At 67.1% G+C, this 17,270-nt stretch carries 17 protein-coding genes; 12 read left to right on the top strand and 5 right to left on the bottom strand.

The genetic code is table 11. The annotated features are described in order from the left end of the window. Positions 1 to 76: 76 nt before the first annotated feature. Both acnA and ACIPUB_RS13600 read left to right on the top strand, forming a co-directional pair. Positions 77 to 2,782 carry an aconitate hydratase AcnA gene (gene acnA, locus ACIPUB_RS13605; protein WP_310288033.1) on the top strand — a complete coding sequence of 902 codons (2,706 nt, stop codon included), beginning with the start codon at positions 77 to 79 and terminating at the stop codon, positions 2,780 to 2,782. A 333-nt stretch (positions 2,783 to 3,115) separates the two neighbouring features. After that, positions 3,116 to 3,586 carry a hypothetical protein gene (locus ACIPUB_RS13600; RefSeq protein ID WP_407607863.1) on the top strand — a complete coding sequence of 157 codons (471 nt, stop codon included), beginning with the start codon at positions 3,116 to 3,118 and terminating at the stop codon, positions 3,584 to 3,586. Positions 3,587 to 3,693: 107 nt separating this feature from the next. On the opposite strand, the gene ACIPUB_RS13595 is transcribed toward ACIPUB_RS13600, so the two are convergent. Next, entirely contained in the window at positions 3,694 to 4,122 is a 429-nt protein-coding gene (locus tag ACIPUB_RS13595; RefSeq protein ID WP_407607862.1) for a low molecular weight phosphatase family protein, read from the bottom strand. A 204-nt stretch (positions 4,123 to 4,326) separates the two neighbouring features. Here ACIPUB_RS13595 and dxs point away from each other — a divergent pair, with 204 nt between their 5' ends. Genes dxs through ACIPUB_RS13580 form a run of 3 tightly spaced genes read left to right on the top strand, consistent with a single transcriptional unit; the run spans position 4,327 to position 7,476 of the window. Further along, positions 4,327 to 6,294 carry a 1-deoxy-D-xylulose-5-phosphate synthase gene (dxs, locus tag ACIPUB_RS13590; protein WP_407607861.1) on the top strand — a complete coding sequence of 656 codons (1,968 nt, stop codon included), beginning with the start codon at positions 4,327 to 4,329 and terminating at the stop codon, positions 6,292 to 6,294. After that, positions 6,291 to 6,890 carry a DUF402 domain-containing protein gene (locus ACIPUB_RS13585; RefSeq protein ID WP_310288023.1) on the top strand — a complete coding sequence of 200 codons (600 nt, stop codon included), beginning with the start codon at positions 6,291 to 6,293 and terminating at the stop codon, positions 6,888 to 6,890. The genes dxs and ACIPUB_RS13585 overlap by 4 nt, the downstream gene beginning before the upstream one ends. Before the next feature lie 13 nt (positions 6,891 to 6,903). After that, positions 6,904 to 7,476: a hypothetical protein gene (locus ACIPUB_RS13580; RefSeq protein WP_310288018.1), complete on the top strand. Its 573-nt coding sequence runs from the start codon at positions 6,904 to 6,906 to the stop codon at positions 7,474 to 7,476. A gap of 77 nt (positions 7,477 to 7,553) precedes the next feature. Here ACIPUB_RS13580 and ACIPUB_RS13575 read toward each other — a convergent pair whose 3' ends face one another. Continuing rightward, positions 7,554 to 8,210, bottom strand: a complete 657-nt coding sequence (locus ACIPUB_RS13575) for a maleylpyruvate isomerase family mycothiol-dependent enzyme (RefSeq protein ID WP_310288015.1) — start codon at positions 8,208 to 8,210, stop codon at positions 7,554 to 7,556. Positions 8,211 to 8,335: 125 nt separating this feature from the next. Between ACIPUB_RS13575 and ACIPUB_RS13570 the strand changes: the two genes are divergently transcribed. Continuing rightward, complete coding sequence (locus ACIPUB_RS13570; RefSeq protein WP_407607860.1) at positions 8,336 to 8,575, top strand: DinB family protein; 240 nt, start codon at positions 8,336 to 8,338, stop codon at positions 8,573 to 8,575. An 87-nt stretch (positions 8,576 to 8,662) separates the two neighbouring features. Here ACIPUB_RS13570 and argG read toward each other — a convergent pair whose 3' ends face one another. Further along, positions 8,663 to 10,090, bottom strand: coding sequence for an argininosuccinate synthase (gene argG, locus ACIPUB_RS13565; RefSeq protein WP_407607859.1), 1,428 nt, complete (start codon positions 10,088 to 10,090; stop codon positions 8,663 to 8,665). Positions 10,091 to 10,282: 192 nt separating this feature from the next. Here argG and ACIPUB_RS13560 point away from each other — a divergent pair, with 192 nt between their 5' ends. From ACIPUB_RS13560 to ACIPUB_RS13535, 6 genes are all read left to right on the top strand, one after another. Further along, entirely contained in the window at positions 10,283 to 11,257 is a 975-nt protein-coding gene (locus tag ACIPUB_RS13560) for an aldo/keto reductase (protein WP_310293343.1), read from the top strand. A 3-nt stretch (positions 11,258 to 11,260) separates the two neighbouring features. Continuing rightward, complete coding sequence (locus tag ACIPUB_RS13555) at positions 11,261 to 12,355, top strand: nucleoside hydrolase (protein ID WP_310288009.1); 1,095 nt, start codon at positions 11,261 to 11,263, stop codon at positions 12,353 to 12,355. 103 nt (positions 12,356 to 12,458) lie between these two features. Continuing rightward, positions 12,459 to 13,265 (top strand): ECF transporter S component, encoded by an 807-nt coding sequence (locus tag ACIPUB_RS13550; protein WP_310288006.1) that lies wholly within the window; start codon positions 12,459 to 12,461, stop codon positions 13,263 to 13,265. A 10-nt stretch (positions 13,266 to 13,275) separates the two neighbouring features. Next, a complete protein-coding gene (locus ACIPUB_RS13545; protein ID WP_310288005.1) occupies positions 13,276 to 14,034 on the top strand; it encodes an energy-coupling factor transporter transmembrane component T in 759 nt (252 codons plus the stop codon). Then, on the top strand, positions 14,031 to 15,434 hold the full coding sequence (locus tag ACIPUB_RS13540; RefSeq protein ID WP_407607858.1) for an ABC transporter ATP-binding protein: 1,404 nt from the start codon (positions 14,031 to 14,033) through the stop codon (positions 15,432 to 15,434). Before ACIPUB_RS13545 ends, ACIPUB_RS13540 begins: the two co-directional genes overlap by 4 nt. Positions 15,435 to 15,532: 98 nt before the next feature. Beyond that, positions 15,533 to 16,189: a hypothetical protein gene (locus ACIPUB_RS13535; RefSeq protein ID WP_407607857.1), complete on the top strand. Its 657-nt coding sequence runs from the start codon at positions 15,533 to 15,535 to the stop codon at positions 16,187 to 16,189. 42 nt (positions 16,190 to 16,231) lie between these two features. On the opposite strand, the gene ACIPUB_RS13530 is transcribed toward ACIPUB_RS13535, so the two are convergent. Continuing rightward, on the bottom strand, positions 16,232 to 16,714 hold the full coding sequence (locus ACIPUB_RS13530; RefSeq protein ID WP_407607856.1) for a Rieske (2Fe-2S) protein: 483 nt from the start codon (positions 16,712 to 16,714) through the stop codon (positions 16,232 to 16,234). Between the two features lie 93 nt (positions 16,715 to 16,807). Then, positions 16,808 to 17,270: ubiquinol-cytochrome c reductase iron-sulfur subunit (locus ACIPUB_RS13525; RefSeq protein WP_407607855.1), on the bottom strand; the 463-nt coding region annotated here is incomplete at its 5' end.

The following is a 17,270-nucleotide window of genomic DNA, read 5'->3' as shown; positions in this document are numbered from 1 at the left end:
AACCCAGTTAGGATCGCCTAACTGGATTTCCTTGTGGGCGTGCAACGAAGATGTAATTCCGGCGAGAGGAGTCCCCGTGAGCAATGTGGACAGTTTTGGTGCCAAGGGCGTATTGGACGTCAAGGGCAACGAATATGAAATTTACCGGCTGAACGCCGTCGAAGGTGCGCAAAGCCTTCCGTACAGCCTCAAGGTTCTTTTGGAGAACCTGCTTCGCACCGAAGATGGCGCGAACATCACTGCAGAACACGTCAAGGCCGTAGGCCAGTGGGATGCAAACGCAGAACCGAACACCGAAATCCAATTCACCCCTGCACGCGTCTTGATGCAGGACTTCACCGGTGTTCCTTGCATCGTTGACCTCGCCACCATGCGCGAGGCAGTCAAGGAACTTGGCGGAGACCCGACTCGGGTGAACCCGTTGGCTCCAGCAGAAATGGTCATCGACCACTCGGTGCAGATCGACGTTGCCGGCAACGCCGGTGCCCTCGAGCGCAACATGGAAATCGAATACCAGCGCAACGGGGAGCGTTACCAGTTCCTGCGTTGGGGCCAGACCGCATTTGATGACTTCAAGGTAGTTCCCCCGGGAACCGGCATCGTGCACCAGGTCAACATCGAGTTCCTGGCTCGCACCGTGATGACCCGCGAAGTCAATGGCGTGCTCCGCGCGTACCCCGACACCTGCGTCGGCACCGACTCCCACACCACCATGGTTAACGGCATGGGCGTGCTGGGCTGGGGCGTGGGCGGCATCGAGGCCGAGGCAGCAATGCTCGGCCAGCCCGTCTCCATGCTGATCCCGCGCGTTGTCGGCTTCAAGCTCAACGGATCGATCCCCGCTGGTGCCACCGCCACCGACGTCGTGCTGACCATCACCGAAATGCTGCGCAAGCACGGTGTCGTCGGCAAGTTCGTCGAATTCTACGGTGAAGGCGTTGCCCAGGTTCCGCTGGCAAACCGCGCCACCATCGGCAACATGTCCCCGGAATTCGGTTCCACCGCGGCCATGTTCCCGATCGATGACGTCACCCTGGATTACCTGCGCCTGACCGGCCGCTCCGCCGAAAACGTGGCCCTCGTTGAGGCCTACGCCAAGGAACAGGGCATGTGGCACGATCCGAGCCGCGAGATCCGCTTCTCCGAGTTCCTCGAGCTCGACCTGTCGACGGTGGTTCCCTCCATCGCCGGCCCGAAGCGTCCGCAGGACCGCATCGAGCTTTCTGGCGCCAAGGAGCAGTTCCGCAAGGACATCCACAACTACGCCGCCGGTGCAGCCGACGAACTGAACATTGGTCGCCCGTCGACCAGCGTTGAGGTCACCAAGGCCGATGGAACGAGCTTCTCCATCGACCACGGTCTGGTCTCGATCGCTTCGATCACCTCCTGCACCAACACCTCCAACCCCTCCGTCATGCTTGCCGCAGCCCTGCTGGCACGCAAGGCAGTGGAAAAGGGTCTGGTGTCCAAGCCATGGGTCAAGACTTCTGTCGCCCCGGGCTCCAAGGTCGTCACCGAGTACTACGAAAAGTCCGGCCTCATGCCGTACCTGGAGAAGCTTGGCTTCTTCATCGTGGGCTACGGCTGCGCAACCTGCATCGGCAACTCCGGCCCGCTGGATGCCGAGATCTCCGAGGCCATTCAGGCCCACGACCTCTCCGCAACCGCAGTGCTCTCGGGTAACCGCAACTTCGAAGGCCGCATCAACCCGGACGTGAAGATGAACTACCTGGCGTCCCCGCCGTTGGTCATCGCTTACGCCCTGGCCGGCACCATGGACTTCGACTTCGAAACCGATTCCCTGGGCACCGACACGGACGGCAACGAGGTGTTCCTCAAGGACATCTGGCCGAGCCCGACCGAGGTTCAGGCAACGATGGATTCTTCCATCGATGAGGGCATGTTCGCCAAGGGTTACGAAGGTGTCTTCGACGGCGACGATCGCTGGAAGGCGCTCGATACCCCGGCAGGCAACACCTTCGAGTGGGCAGAGGATTCGACCTACGTCCGCAAGCCCCCGTACTTCGATGGCATGACGGCAACTCCGGAGCCGGTCAAGAACATCGAGGGCGCCCGCGTGCTGCTGAAGCTGGGCGATTCGGTCACCACCGACCACATCTCCCCGGCCGGTTCGTTCAAGTCCGATTCCCCGGCGGGGCAGTACCTCCTGGCCAACGGCGTGGACCGCAAGGACTTCAACTCCTACGGCTCGCGCCGTGGCAACCACGAGGTCATGATTCGCGGTACCTTCGCGAACATCCGTATCCGCAACCAGATCCTGGACAACGTCGAAGGTGGCTTCACCCGCGACTTCACCCAGGAAGGCGCACCGCAGGCCTACGTCTACGACGCTGCGCAGAACTACGCTGCAGCAGGCACCCCGCTGGTCGTCCTGGGCGGCAAGGAATACGGTTCGGGCTCCTCGCGTGACTGGGCAGCCAAGGGCACCGCACTGCTGGGCGTCAAGGCAGTCATCACCGAGTCCTTCGAGCGTATTCACCGCTCCAACCTGATCGGCATGGGCGTTCTGCCCCTGCAGTTCCCGGTTGGCGAAAACGCCGAGACTTTGGGTCTGACCGGCACCGAAACCTTCGCAGTCGAGGGAGTGACCGAACTCAACAACGGCACCACCCCCAAGACCCTGAAGGTCACCGCCGTGGCGGAAGACGGCAAGACCGTCTCCTTCGATGCCGTCCTGCGCATCGATACCCCGGGCGAAGCAGATTACTACCGCAACGGTGGCATCCTGCAGTACGTCCTGCGTCAGATCTCCGCCAACTAATCTAGTTAGCGAAGATCCACGCTCGCAAGGGCGGGCCGATCCGGAGAATTCCGGGTCGGCCCGCCTTTGCGGCGTTAACGCCGCGGGGGTTGGCTTGTCGAAACGTACGCCCGGGGATGCGGCCGATGGAAGAATTCGTCCGGCTCGGCTTCTGTGCGGGAGCCCGCGCCCTGCAGGGAATCCCTGGGGCTGACTCACGTATGAATGCGATACAGAATTCCTCTGTATCGGGACACCGCGAAGAGCTGCTGTGGCATATCCATGGCAACCAATCTGGTTTTGGGCTTTACTGGTTCTACACCCATTGTTGCCATTGGAACGAGGTCGAAAATCATGGATTCAGGCCAGCTGGTGTGGACCATCGTCATAATCGTTGTCGTACTGGTCGTCATTGGACTAGTACTTTTCTTTGGCCAACGACGCAAGAAGGAGAAGGACCACGAGCGGGCGGAAACCCTCCGCCAGTCGGCGGCCGACGAGCAGCTCAATGCACGGGAGAGCGAAGCCAAGTCTGCCAGGGCGGCAGCGGACGCCAAGCAAGCCCAGGTTGACGCCGACCGCCTCCAGGAAGAAGCCCGCAACCAGAATGCCGAAGCCCAGTCGGCACGGGCCAGTGCACAGGAGCAGGCCAACAAGGCCAATGCGCTTGACCCTAACGTCGAAACCAGGGGTACCCGGGATGGCGATGCGTCCGAGGCCGGACGGGACCCGCTCAGGGATCCCGATCAGCCGACGCAGTCAAATCCCTCCGGGGGAACCGAAAACGGTGGGCGCCATCGGGACGAGGGTGTCACCGGGCACTGACACGTCATCCGGCTCCGCCCTGCATCCATGACATGACGTTGGTCTGTGACAAAGCGTGCAGGCGGGAATACCGATGCGGCGCCGGTGGTCATCCGGGCTACAGGGGACTAACCGGAAGTCGTTCCGAGATCATCGTTCAACATCGCAACCCGGGCTGCGATGTCATCACGCAGGAATTCCATGCGCTCGCGCTCGGTGCCCAGCTCCGCCGGCGCTTCGGCGGGAACCCAGCGTTCCATCGCGACCCCCTCGATGCAGGGGACCTGTGCCTCGCCCACGATGACGACCCGGTCCGCGGCACGCAGCACTTCCTCTGTCAACGCGGTCGGTACCTCTGCGCGCATGTCGGCACCGACTTCTTCCACCACGGAGGCGGCCAGTTCATTGATGTGGTGGGCCGGAATGAGTCCGGCGGATTTCACCGCAACGGAATCTCCTGCGGCCTGGCGCAGTAGCGCCGCGGCAATTTGCGCCTTCCCGCCATTGGTGTTGCAAACGAAGAGTACCGAGGGGATCTGGGGGCTCGAAGTGCTCATGGGGCTGTGGATCCTAGGGCTTGGCGGGGGATGATAAAGGGCAGGGTTTGCCCGCAACTTGATCCTACGCAAGGCTCGCTTCCTCTATCCAGCGCCCGCTGAAGGTGGGGCGGGACACTGTGGCGTGCACCGCCATGGTGCCCGGCGGCAAGGGACGAGCGGTAAGATTGAACGGGTATTTGCCACTGCGAAAGGACTGCCTCCGTGCCACTGCTTCCGATCATCAAGGAACCGCGGGACCTTCGTGGCCTGGACGCGGCTAAAATGCACCAGCTGGCCAAGGAAATCCGGTCATTCCTGATCAAGAACGTTGCCCGCACAGGGGGACACCTGGGCCCCAACCTCGGTGTGGTCGAGTTGACCCTGGGCATCCACCGGGCCTTCGATTCACCCACCGACTCCATCATCTTTGACACCGGACACCAGTCCTATGTCCACAAGCTGCTGACCGGGCGCCAGGACTTCTCCACGCTGCGCCAACAGGGCGGGCTCTCCGGGTATCCCGAACGCGCCGAATCGGTGCACGACATCGTAGAGTCCTCCCACGCCTCCTCCTCGCTGTCCTGGGCCGACGGGATCTCCCGGGCCCGCAAGCTCACCGGGGAAGCCGACCGCTACGTTGTCGCCCTGGTAGGCGACGGCGCCCTGACCGGCGGCATGGCCTGGGAAGCGGTCAACAACATCGCTGCCGACAAGGACCGTCGCGTGGTCATCGTCGTCAACGACAACGGCCGCTCCTACGCCCCGACCATTGGCGGACTCGCCGACCAGTTGGCCGGCCTGCGCCAGCGCCTGGACATGTTCCGAACGCACCCGGCCTACGAAAACACCATGGACAGGCTCAAGAGCCGCCTGAAGGATTCAGGTCCCGTGGGCCAGTTCACCTACAAGTCCCTGCATGCCACCAAGAAGGGCATCAAGGACTGGTGGGCACCCCAGGGCCTGTTCGAGGACCTGGGCATGAAGTACATCGGCCCCATCGACGGGCACAACCAGACGGCCGTCGACCAGGCGCTGCATCAGGCCCGCAACTACGGCGGACCCGTCCTGGTGCACGCGCTGACGGAAAAGGGCCGCGGCTACGCCCCTGCCCGCGCCGACGAGGCCGACCAGTTCCACGCGGTGGGCGTCATCGACCCGCAGACCGGCGAACCCGTATCCAAGGCCTCTGCCCGTTCCTGGACTTCGGTCTTCGGCGAGGAAATCGCCGACATCGCCGACGAACGCAGCGACATCGTTGCCATCACCGGCGCAATGCTGCAGCCGGTGGGCCTGAAGACCATGTCCGAACGCCACCCCGAACGGGTGCTGGACGTGGGCATCGCCGAACAACACGCGATGACCTCCGCCGCGGGCCTGGCCTTCGGCGGGCTGCACCCGGTGGTGTGCGTCTATGCTACGTTCCTGAACCGGGCGTTCGACCAGCTGCTCATGGACGTGGCCCTGCACAAGGCCGGCGTCACCGTGGTGCTGGACCGCGCCGGGGTCACCGGGCCGGACGGGCCCAGCCACCACGGCATGTGGGACATGGCGCTGATGCAGATCGTGCCGAACCTGCACCTCGCAGCTCCGCGCGATGCGGTGCGGCTGCGCGAGGAACTGCGCGAGGCCGTGGCCATCAAGGACGCGCCCTCGGTGGTCCGATTCTCCAAGGGCAGCGTCGGCCCGGAAATTGTCGCCATCCAGCGCCTGCACGACGGCGTGGACGTGCTCGCCAAGCTCGGAAGCGGCGAGGAACGCGACGTGCTGGTCGTTTCGGTCGGCGCCATGAGCGAACTCTGCCTGGATGTCGCCGCCCGGCTCAACGCCCAGGGCATCACGGTCACCGTGGTCGACCCGCGCTGGGTGCTTCCGGTGCCGCGCTCCATCATCGGCCTGGCTGCCCGCCACCGCATCGTGGTGTGCGTCGAGGACGGCGTCCGCGCAGGGGGCGTGGGTTCGCGTATCCGTCAGGAAATGCGCGCGGCGGGCGTCGACACGGCACTGAACGAGGTGGGCCTGCCCACCGAGTTCCTGGCCCACGGCACCCGCGACGAGGTCTTGGAACGAGTGGGACTCACCGCCGACCGGATCGCCAACGACACCTTGGCCCAGGTGCTGGGCACCAAGGTCCCGTTCGCCCGACCGCTGCCCGGAGCAGAGATGCCCACCGGACAGATTCCCCAGCTGTGAACGCAGCAGCACCGGTGCCCGCGGGCCTGCCGCGGGACCCTGCCGGAGCCGGCCCCGGGGACCTGGTGGTTGCCAGGGCCTGGAAATACGACGGGCACCCGCACTGGGTGGTGCCCGGGCGCTACCTCGGCGCCGACGACCACGGCCACTGGATCTACCAGCCCGCCGGCTCGCTGGTCTCGCGTCCCGGCCACGGGCACTGGGCCGACACCGATGCGGTCTGCCTGGTGCCCCGTGCCGGGCAATGGCTAGGCACGTTCTACGACGACCCCGCCGAGGACTTTCGCGTGTACCTCGACCTGTCGACCCAGATCGGTTGGCGCAAACTGGCCCGCGGCGGCTGGGAAGCCAACTCCGTGGACATGGACCTCGACGTCATAGACTCGCGCTCACGCGGCATCTTCCTCGACGACGAGGACGAATTCGCCCAGCACAGCGCATCCATGGGCTACCCGCAGGAGCTGGTGTCGTGCATCAGCGACGAGGCCAGCCGCCTGCTCGCCTCGCTCGGCGGGGCACACGCCCCCTTTGACGGCACCGCGACCGGTTGGCTCGCACGCGGCCGTACGGCATTTTCAGACTCATCATCCCGCTAAGGAGCACCACCGCATGTCAATAGTCCGCACCTACCGCCGCGACGAAGACGGAACCCTGTACTTCCGCGAGGCCTGGTTCTCCACCTACGAGGGCGAAGAGCTCGGCCAGTTCGTCGTGAACCACGGCACCGTGGGGCACCAGTCGAAGACCGAGACCGCCAAGGACGTCACCGCGGCGACGGCCGAGGGACTGCTGGCGGCGTTCACCGAAGCCTGCCAGGAGGACGGCTTCATGCCGCTGGCCGAGGAAGACCAGGGGTGGGTCATCGTGCAGTACGCGCTGAAGACCGCCACCGGCACCGACAGGGACAAGTACCTGGAAACCACCGCGAAGGAAGCACTCGTCGGCCACCTGGCCTGGCGCGGCCTGGGAACCGTGGAGTCCTCCGACTACGCCCCGCACAAGCTGAACATCCGCATCCTCTCCCCGGAGCCCAAGAAGGCAGTTGCTGCCATCAAGACCTGCCTGCGCGAGGCCAAGCTGGACTTCACCAAGCTGTCGATCGCGACCGCGCCGTTCGAGGACGTCGAGAAGCCCCGGCAGGCCTACCCGCTGCCGGCCAAGGCTCCGTTCACCCTGGCCTAGCAACCCGGACACAATGCCCGGCAACGAGGAATCGCTGCCGGGCATTGTGCTGCCCAGGGCAGGTCCACCGGCAGGGATCAGCTGCCCGCAGCCGCCGTGCACCGGGCCAGCAGCGCTTCGGCACCCGCGCCGTCCAGCTGTCCGCAATAGGCTCCGCGTCCGGCCATGGCCATCACCAGCGCCATCGTTGTGCCCCTGGCCAGTGGGCCCGCACCCGTGGCGAAAGGGCCGTCGGTCGCCTCGAGCCGCAAACCGGCAATGTTCGTCTTGCTCGAAACGGTGAAATCCCGTTGGGCCAGGAAAACCGCGAGAGCGGTGGCGGCCTCCGGATCGACGTCGTGTTCGATTCCCAAGGGCTCGCGGATGTCCTGGCCGTGGATGAGGACTTCGCCCAACCACGCCTCGACCGGACCGAATGTCGAGGTGGTGCTGGTGAGGATCGCGCGAAAACGTGCCAACGTTTCGGCAGGTGTTGCCCCGCGGTGCTCGGACAGGCGCCTGTCATTGTGCAGGTCGAAATTGAACCTGGCGCCCAGTACGCTGGCCATCCAGCGAGCCGGGCCCACACTTGCCGCGGCACTCAGGTGTGCCACGACCTCTTCCACGCTCCAGCGCCCGCACAACGATGTCGTAGCCCACTGTTTGTCCTCGAGCCCGTCGAGGTCGCGGGCCAGGGCGGTGCGCTCGGCGTGCGCCCACGACCAGAGCCGGGCGCGTGGGATGTTTTTCGACAAGGATTCTCCGAACGTAGGCAACGTGGCGTGGTCGAGAAGTCTAGCAAGCCGGTACGGACCGGTGCTGCGAACCCGGGCACCGTGATGCGCGGGGCCAATGTCAAGGGAATGGAAATCGAAGGGCCGTGGCTGCTCGAAGACGGGGGAGTCCTGAGGTGCTCGCGGCCAGGGCGGGGCGCGTGGCCGTGGTGCGGGACTTCCTCGCCGCGCTCACGCCCGGCCAATTGGCCTTGCTGCGCGAGAACCCCTGGAATCCCCAACACCCGGAGACGATTCTGAGTTGCCTCCACACGATCCTGCAGGAGGAATGGGACCACCACCGCTTTGCGGTGCGCGACCTCGATGCCATCGATTCCAGGTCATGAAAAAGGGCGGGGCGCCCTCGCCGGTTTCCTGGCAAGGGGCGCCCCGCCCCAAATGCGGCGGCCTCAAGGGCACGCCGGTGTTGCTATTTAGTCGGTGCCCGAATCAAACGCGGCACGCTCGAGGGCGCGATCGGAAGCCAATTCGTCGGCGTCGACCGTCTCGGCGTCAACGATTGCCGATGCGCCGCCGGCCTCCAGCTTGCCGACCAGCTTCACGGTCTTCTCGCCGAGCAGGCCCTGGTTGGCGTACTGCTCCAGGCGCGAGCGGGAATCGGCGATGTCCAGGTTGCGCATGGTCAGCTGGCCGATGCGGTCCAGCGGGCCGAACGCGGAGTCGCCAACGCGCTCCATGGACAGCTTGTCCGGGTGGTAGCTGAGGTTCGGTCCCGTGGTGTCCAGCACCGTGTAGTCGTCGCCGCGGCGCAGGCGCACGGTGACGGTGCCGGTGACGGCGGATCCGACCCAGCGCTGCAGGGACTCGCGCAGCATCAGTGCCTGCGGGTCCAGCCAACGGCCTTCGTACATCAGGCGGCCCAGGCGGCGGCCCTCTGCGTGGTAGTTGGCCACGGTGTCTTCGTTGTGGATCGCATTGAGCAGGCGCTCGTAGGTGATGTGCAGCAGCGCCATGGCCGGGGCCTCGTAGATGCCGCGGGACTTCGCCTCGATGATGCGGTTTTCGATCTGGTCGCTCATGCCCAGTCCGTGGCGGCCACCGATCTTGTTGGCCTCGTCGACCAGCGCAACGGCATTCTCGAAACGGACGCCGTTGATGGCGACCGGACGGCCGGCCTCGAAGGTCACGGAGACGTCCTCGGTCTTGACCTCGACCGATTCGTCCCAGTAGCGCACGCCCATGATCGGCTGGACCGATTCCAGCGAGGTGTTCAGCAGTTCGAGGGTCTTGGCCTCGTGTGTGGCGCCCCAGATGTTGGCATCGGTGGAGTATGCCTTTTCGGCGGAGTCGCGGTACGGGAAGTCGCGCTCAACGAGCCATTCGCTCATTTCCGAGCGGCCGCCGAGCTCCTGCACGAAGGCCGGGTCAAGCCACGGCTTGTAGATGCGCAGCTTCGGGTTCGAGAGCAGGCCGTAGCGGTAGAACCGCTCGATGTCATTGCCCTTGTAGGTCGAGCCGTCGCCCCACACGTCAACGCCGTCTTCGCGCATGGCGCGCACCAGCAGGGTGCCGGTGACGGCACGGCCCAGCGGGGTGGTGTTGAAGTAGGCCTTTCCGCCGGAGCGGATGTGGAAGGCGCCGCAGGCCAGGGCAACGAGGCCCTCTTCGACCAGGGCGGGCTTGCAGTCGACCAGGCGGGCGGCCTCTGCACCGTATTCCAGGGCGCGGCCCGGAACGGCGTCGATGTTCGGCTCATCGTATTGGCCGAGGTCTCCGGTGTACGTGTAAGGGATGGCACCCTTTTCACGCATCCAGGCAACGGCGACGGAAGTATCAAGGCCACCGGAGAACGCGATACCTACGCGTTCGCCAACGGGCAGGGAGGTGAGGACTTTAGACATAACCCCCATCTTAAGGGTTCATGGGCGTTTACCGTGAACCCACGCCGCCTCGGCCCCGACACACTGTGCCGCCCGGCATGGTGCATGCTTGAATGCTTAGGCGGGCACAGCAAGCCGCCTCCATGCCTTCCGCGCACGCGCAGGGCATTGGCCAAGGGACCACCGGTGAAAGGACTAATGCGCATGGGCGCCATGGAATACCGTCGATTGGGAGCATCCGGACTGGTGGTTTCGGCCGTGGGGCTGGGGTGCAACAACCTGGGCAGGGCAGGCACCGCGACCGAGGAACAGGCCGGCACCGACGCCGTCATCAACGCCGCCCTTGAGTCGGGAATCACATTCTTTGACGTCGCGGACACCTACGGCAGGGAGCCCGGGCTGTCCGAGACCATGCTCGGCAAGGCACTGGGGCAGCGGCGCGACGAGGTGGTCATCGGCACCAAGTTCGGCATGGACATGGGCGGCGCCAACGGCAACGACTTCGGTGCCCGCGGCTCGCGGCGCTACATCGTGCGGGCAGTCGAGGCATCGCTGCGGCGGCTCGGCACGGACTACATCGACCTCTACCAATTCCACACCCCGGACCAGCTCACGCCCATTGGGGAGACCCTTGCCGCGCTCGATGACCTGGTGTCAGCCGGCAAGGTGCGCTACATCGGGCACTCGAACCGCGCCGGGTGGCAGATCGCCGAGGCCGAGTTCACCGCACGCGCCGCGGGCGGGGCACGCTTCGTCTCCACGCAGAACCACTACAACCTGCTCGATCGGCGTGCCGAGCTCGAGGTGGCACCGGCCGCGCAGGCGTACTCGCTGGGCCTGCTGCCCTACTTCCCGCTGGCCAACGGGCTGCTGACCGGCAAGTACTCCGGCGGCTCCGCCCCGGAAGGCTCCAGGCTGACCCACGCCCGACGGCACCTGATGGACACCGCCGACTTCGGCCAGCTGCGCGACTTCGGTGCGTTCGCCGCCGCCCGCGGACTGAGCGAACTGGAGGTCGCATTCTCCTGGCTGGCATCCCGTCCCGCCGTGGCCAGCGTCATTGCCGGGGCCACCCGCCCCGAACAGGTGAAGCAGAACGCCGCCTCCGCCGGTTGGAAGCCAGGCGCCGAGGACCTTGCCGAGCTGGACGCGATCTTCCCGGCCGTGCCCAAGATCGCGCTCTTCTAGCCGATGGACACGCCCCGCATCCGGATCCTGTTGGACAACGACACCGGAATCGACGACGCACTTGCGCTGGCCTACCTGGCCGCCTGCGACCACGTGGAGATCGTGGCGGTCACCGCCACGCCCGGCAACGTCGACGCCGACCAGGTCGCTGCCAACAACCGGGCGCTGTTGGCGTTGTGCGGGCAGCCGCAGGTGCCGGTGCTCATCGGCGCGCGGGCCCCGCTGCAGGTCCCGCTGACCACCACCCCGGAAACCCATGGCCCGCAAGGGGTCGGCTACGCGACGCTGCCGGATCCCGGACCCGCCGCCGGCCATGGAATAGACGCTGTCGACCACTGGATCGAGGCAGCCCGCGCCAACCCCGGGGAACTCACTGCCCTGCTGAGCGCCCCGCTGACCAACTTCGCGCTCGCGCTGCGCCGGGAACCACGGCTTCCCTGGTTGTTGGGCCGGGTGGTGATCATGGGCGGGGCCTTCTACCACCAGGGGAACACCACCCCGACCGCGGAGTGGAACACCCACGTGGACCCGCACGCCGCCGCCGAGGTCTACGCGGCCTACACCGCGGCCGCCCAGGCGGGTCTCGACGTCCAGAAGTTGCCGATCGTGTGCTCGCTGGATTCCACCGAGCGCTTCGAGATGCAGCCCGGGCTGCTCACCGACCTGGCCGCCGCGGCGGGCTGCGCCGAACCCGAGCATGTGCTTGCCGGGGACCCGGAAGGCACGCGCAGCACCGCCTCGAACCCGTTGGTGCGCTATCTTTCCGACGCGCTGCGTTTCTACTTCGAATTCCACCGCCACTACGACCAGGGCTACATCGCCCACGTACACGACTACTTTGCCGCCGGCATCGCCGCCGGCACGCTCGAGTACCGCAGCGCCGGTGCCACCGTGGATGTCGAAACCGAATCCCCGTTGTTGACGGGAACCACCGTGGCTGACTTCCGCGCGCTCTGGGGAAAGCCCGCCAACGCCCGCGTCGTGTCCTGGAACGATCCGGCGGCGGGGTTTGCCGAACTCGTTTCCCGCCTCGGTGCCCTCGCCAGGCGGCTGGACGGGGCTCCCCAAGGGGAACCGGGCCCGGGCCAAATCGGCTAGAATCATTCACCGGGCCGAGGTGACATAGGCCCCCCCGCTCCCGCCCAGCTGCGCCACCGGTCCTCACCGGCTGCGCCCCCAGCACCCGAGGAATGCCCCCACCATGTCACCGAACCTGACCCTGCCCGAGAAAGCCGCAGGGCACGCCCTGCGCGGCCGGATCCTTGCCGCCGCCGGAGTGCTCCTGCTGGCCGGCACCTATACCGTCCTGGTCCTGACCCAGCCGACCGGCCTCGTCGACGGCCTCGGCCAAGGGGTTGCCCTGGCCACCTTCGCGGCCTACCTGGCAGCCGCGCTCCTGCTGCTCGCAGCCGTGCTGCCCGAGCTGCCGGTCTCCACGCTCACCCTGATCCCCGTGGCACTTGCGCTGAACATCGTGCTGGGCCAGTTTGTCGGGTCCGTGATGATCCCGCTCTACCTGGACTCGCTGGGCACGGTGCTGGTCGGCTTCCTGGCCGGACGCCGCGCCGGGGCAGCCACCGGCGTGCTCGGCACGCTCATCTGGTCGTTGTTCAACCCGACGGTGCTGCCCTTCGCGGCCGGTGCAGCGCTGGTCGGCTTCCTGGCCGGCACCGCCGCCCGCTTCGGTGCGCTGCGCCGCCCCTACCTGGCCCCGGTGGCCGGGCTCTTGGCCGGGATCCTGGTAGGCGTTCTCTCCGCGCCCGTCGCCGCCTTCGTCTTCGGCGGTACCTCCGGGGTGGGCACCGGCGCGCTGGTCGCCGCATTCCGCTCGATGGGGGACTCGCTGCTGGGCGCCGTGACCAAGCAGGCGCTGATCTCCGATCCCGGGGACAAGGCCATTGTCTTCCTGCTCGCCGCGCTGCTGGTGTATGCGCTGCCCGGGCGGCTGAGTGCAGGCTTCGCGTTCGTGCGCCGCTATCGGGTGCTCGGCCGCCGCGGCTCCCGCTAGGAAGCTGCCAGTGTCCCGCACCGCACCATTGCATCCCTTCACCGTGCTCGCCCTCGCAGCGGCAGTCGTGGCCACCACCACGGCAGCCGGCCGCTGGTGGCTCAGCGCCACGGTGCTGCTGGGCTGCGTGCTGCTGGCGGTGCGGGCGCGCCGTGGGCGGAGGTTGGCAGGGATCGCTGCCGCCATCCTGCTGCCGGCCTGGGGCTCCCAGCTGCTGATCCACGGTCTGGTCGACCGTACCGGCAGCCATGTGCTGGCCGCTGCCGGCCCGCTAAGGATCACCACCGAGGGGCTGGCCACCGCCGGGCAGCTGGGGCTGCGCACCGCCGTGCTGGTGGTCGCCGGGCTGCTGTGCACGCTGCTCATCGACAGGCACGACCTCGTCGCCGCCGTCGATCTCTCCGGCGCCCCGCCGCAACTGGGCTACCTGGTGGCCGCCACGCTTTCCCTGCTGCCCCGCCTGGCCGAACGGCAGCGCGCCATCGGTGAAGCGCAGGCGCTGCGCGGGGCGGCCGCCGGTGCCGGGCCGGCTGGCTGGTGGCGCCGGATCCGCCTGTGCTCGGTGCCGTTGGTGCTTTTCGCCCTGCAGGACGCAGCCGACCGTTCCGCCCACCTGGCCGCGCGCGGCTTCCCGGCTGCGGGGCCGCACACCCGCCTGCGTTCGGTGCCCGACTCGGCCGCCCAGCGCCGACTGCGCCGGGCAGCGCTTGCCTGCATCGTCATCGGCCCCCTGGCGGTCCTGGCCCCGGAATGGATGGCCGCCGCATGAGCACGACGCGCAACGCAGTGCTCGAGCTGGACTTGGAACGCTTCCGTTACTCCGGGGCCGAGCACGACACGCTTGCCGGCATTTGCCTGTCCCTGGCGCCGGGATCGCTGACGGCAATCGTGGGGGACTCTGGCTCCGGCAAGTCAACGCTTGGTGCGGTGCTTGCGGGGATGTTGCCCCGCCACGACGGCGACGACCTGGACGGGTGCATCACCCTCGCCGGGCGGGAGATCCGCCACGGTGCCGGCGCCGACCCGCGCATCGATCCGGTGGGGTGGGCCCGCCACGTCGGAATGCTGCCCCAGGATGCCCGGCACTACCTCTCCGGGGTACGCGAAACCGTGGAGGAGGAACTGGCCCTGGGACTCGAGAACGCCGGGGTGCCGCGCGCCGACATGCGCCTGGGCATCGCCGCGCTGGCCCGGAAACTTGGAATCGGCTCCCTGCTGACCCGTGATTCGGGGAAGCTCTCCGGCGGGCAGGAACGCCTCGTGGCGCTGGCCGCTCTCGCCCTGGGCGCCGCGCAGGTGCTGGTACTGGACGAACCGCTGGCCGGCCTGGATGCCTCCGCGGCGGCCCAGGTCTCGGCCCTGCTGGATCACCTGCGCTCCGAGGGGACAGCGCTGGTGCTGCTCACCCGCAGCCTCGATGGGTTGGCGGCCGGTGCAGACCGGGTGCTGTCGCTGCGCGCCGGCAGCACCAGCTCGGCCGAGGGCGCCGATGTGGCCGGCAGCGTGCCGGCACCACCACCGGCTCACCGGAATCCGCGCGCTGGCGCGGCCTTACTGCTCGAGTTCGCCAGCACGGAGCTCGGCTACGCGGGATCCGCCGACCCCGTGGTGGCGGGACTGGACCTGCAGGTGAGGGCCGGTGAATGCGTCGCGCTGGCCGGGCCGAACGGGGCGGGCAAGACCACGGTGCTCAAGGCAGCGGCCGGGTTGCTGCGCCCCGGCGCCGGACGGGTCGTTGACCATGCGCGCCCCGGCGGGTCCATCGGGCTCTTGATGCAGAATCCCTCCGACCAGCTCTTTGAACGGACGGTCCGCCGCGAGGTCGCCTTCGGCCTGCCCAAACGCGGTCCTCAGGCGGCGCGGGTCCCGGAGGTGCTGGCCACCCTGGGGCTGGCCGCCGAGGCGGAAACCCACCCCTACGAGTTGCCCGCCTCCGCCCGGCGCCTCGTGGCCCTGGCCACCGTGCTGGTGCGCGATCCGAGCGTGCTGTTGCTCGATGAGCCGACCGAGGCGCTGGACGCGGAAGGGGTGGCGCGGCTGCGGGGTGCGATCGGGAAGGTGCTGGACCGCGGCGGCGCCGTGCTCTTCTCCACCCATGACGAGGCGTTCATGGCTGCCACCGCGCACCGCGTCCACAGAATGGAACCTGCCCGGGCCGCCAGGGCATAGAACGGAAAGTGGGTCCCGGCATCACGCATCGGCTCCGTTGGGACTGCCGGGGCCGGTAGTGTGGGATTTCTTGGGGGCCAACGAGCCATGGGAGAAGCATGCCAGAGGATTTTGAGCGGTGGGATGTGCTGGTCCGCGACCAGCAGCGGATCGGGGTGCTCTACCGGAACCTTGAATCCAACGTGTTGCTGACCCGCGTCCTGGTGGAGGAGGGCGACCAACCCTATCGGGCAGAGTCGCGCGTGCGGCTTGACCCGGGCTCCGATGCCTGGGAGCTGAGCTGGTTCCGGGACCTAACCATGGACCAGGCCCGGATCATGCGCCGGGAGACGCAGGATCCGCCCGTGGAATCCATGCCGAGCTTTGCAGACATCCTGATGTTGCAGCGGGCCATCCGGGATCCCGGGAACCCGGTGGAATATGTGCGCCTGAACGAGTCCGGCCAGGAGATACACGACCGCCTCGTCCCTCGGCGCGCGGAACCCAATGCGCGGATCCAGCAGGTGGGCCCGCCCGAAGAACTCCCCATCCCGTTGGGCGGCATCCTATCGGCCCGGCGTTTCGAGGCCTGGGCCGACGGGCTGTTGGTTGCCACCCACTGGGTCAACGATGCGAACGAGCTGGTGTGCACCCGATGGGGAACAAACACCACGGCCTTCGGCGTGCCCGGGGCACCCAGCGAGGCCGGCTGGCTCTCGCTGTCGGGGCTCGATGAGGGAACCGTCGGGTTCATGACCCACGGCTTCGATGCCTAGTCTCGGGTGCCCGGCCGCCGAAAGGCCCAACCAAGGGGCACCCTAGACGTAGATGAGGACGTCATCGCCCTTGATTTCCGCGGCAAAGCGCTCCAGCGCGCCGCGGGCAGGACCGGCGACGGCCTTGCCGTCCTCGGGCTGGAAGAACGAGCCGTGGCAGGCGCAGTAGAACGCCTCGTCGTCGTTGGGCGACTTCGCGCCGACGGCACATCCCTGGTGGGTGCAGATTGCCGAGTAGGCGAGAACGGATTTTTGGCTCGGGCGGAACAGCAGGAAACCTGCCTGCCTACCCGCTGCCTCGCCCTGGGTGAGGACCGCTTCAACCGACAGGCGCGTACCCACGGCCAATTCGGCGGTGGTCGCCACCACGGTGCCGGTGCCGACGGGCTCCGGAGGGGCGGAGGGCACGTTGTTGGGTGCCGCCGAGGAACCGTCGCCGCAGGCGGCAAGGGCCAGGGTGGCACCGGCTGCCACGGTGGTGCCACCAAAGGCGCGACGCGTGATGGGGGAAGAAAGCGAAGTCATGATTCCCATCATTTCATGCACGTGCGCAGGCAGGATCGAAGTGGCCGTGCGATGTCACTTACAACCCCTGCCGGGGCCCGGCAGGCTCCCGGATCAGAGGAAGATCTTGACCTTGTCACCCTCGATCGCAGCCGGAAAGCGCTTCAGCGAAGCGTCGGCGGGGCCCTGGGCGACCGAGCCATCGGCTTTGGAGAACTTGGAGCCGTGGCACGGGCACTCGAAGGTTTCGCCGCTGCCGCTGCCGACCTTGCATCCCTGGTGCGTGCACACGGAGGTGTACGCGAGGACGGTTGCCTCGTCGGGTCGGTAGAGCAGGTATCCGCTTCCGTTGACGGTGACCGATGCGGTACCGTCCACCGGCAAACGGGAGACATCGATGGCGTCTGTACCGGTGCCGGTGGCTTCCGGGAGATCCTGGGCCTTATCGCCGGACCCGCACGACACCAAGGTCACCGCGGCGCCGGAAACCAGCGCGGCGCCAATGACACTTCTGCGGGTGGGCACAAGCGTGATCTTTTCTTTCATAAGCAAAGTGTCGCGCACAATCGCGCCAAGG

The sequence above is a fragment of the Paeniglutamicibacter sp. ORCA_105 genome (assembly GCF_045798545.1).
Classification (GTDB): domain Bacteria; phylum Actinomycetota; class Actinomycetes; order Actinomycetales; family Micrococcaceae; genus Paeniglutamicibacter; species Paeniglutamicibacter sulfureus.
This window is presented reverse-complemented; position numbering and strand designations above follow the sequence as displayed.

What these genes read in the sequence shown, in the direction of transcription:
- ACIPUB_RS13600 (WP_407607863.1), top strand. Translation starts at nt 3,116, where the DNA reads ATGGATTCAGGCCAGCTGGTGTGGACCATCGTCATAATCGTTGTCGTA.
- ACIPUB_RS13595 (WP_407607862.1), bottom strand. Translation starts at nt 4,122, where the DNA reads ATGAGCACTTCGAGCCCCCAGATCCCCTCGGTACTCTTCGTTTGCAAC.
- ACIPUB_RS13580 (WP_310288018.1), top strand. Translation starts at nt 6,904, where the DNA reads ATGTCAATAGTCCGCACCTACCGCCGCGACGAAGACGGAACCCTGTAC.
- argG (WP_407607859.1), bottom strand. Translation starts at nt 10,090, where the DNA reads ATGTCTAAAGTCCTCACCTCCCTGCCCGTTGGCGAACGCGTAGGTATC.
- ACIPUB_RS13560 (WP_310293343.1), top strand. Translation starts at nt 10,283, where the DNA reads ATGGAATACCGTCGATTGGGAGCATCCGGACTGGTGGTTTCGGCCGTG.
- ACIPUB_RS13555 (WP_310288009.1), top strand. Translation starts at nt 11,261, where the DNA reads ATGGACACGCCCCGCATCCGGATCCTGTTGGACAACGACACCGGAATC.
- ACIPUB_RS13550 (WP_310288006.1), top strand. Translation starts at nt 12,459, where the DNA reads ATGTCACCGAACCTGACCCTGCCCGAGAAAGCCGCAGGGCACGCCCTG.
- ACIPUB_RS13540 (WP_407607858.1), top strand. Translation starts at nt 14,031, where the DNA reads ATGAGCACGACGCGCAACGCAGTGCTCGAGCTGGACTTGGAACGCTTC.
- ACIPUB_RS13535 (WP_407607857.1), top strand. Translation starts at nt 15,533, where the DNA reads ATGCCAGAGGATTTTGAGCGGTGGGATGTGCTGGTCCGCGACCAGCAG.
- ACIPUB_RS13530 (WP_407607856.1), bottom strand. Translation starts at nt 16,714, where the DNA reads ATGACTTCGCTTTCTTCCCCCATCACGCGTCGCGCCTTTGGTGGCACC.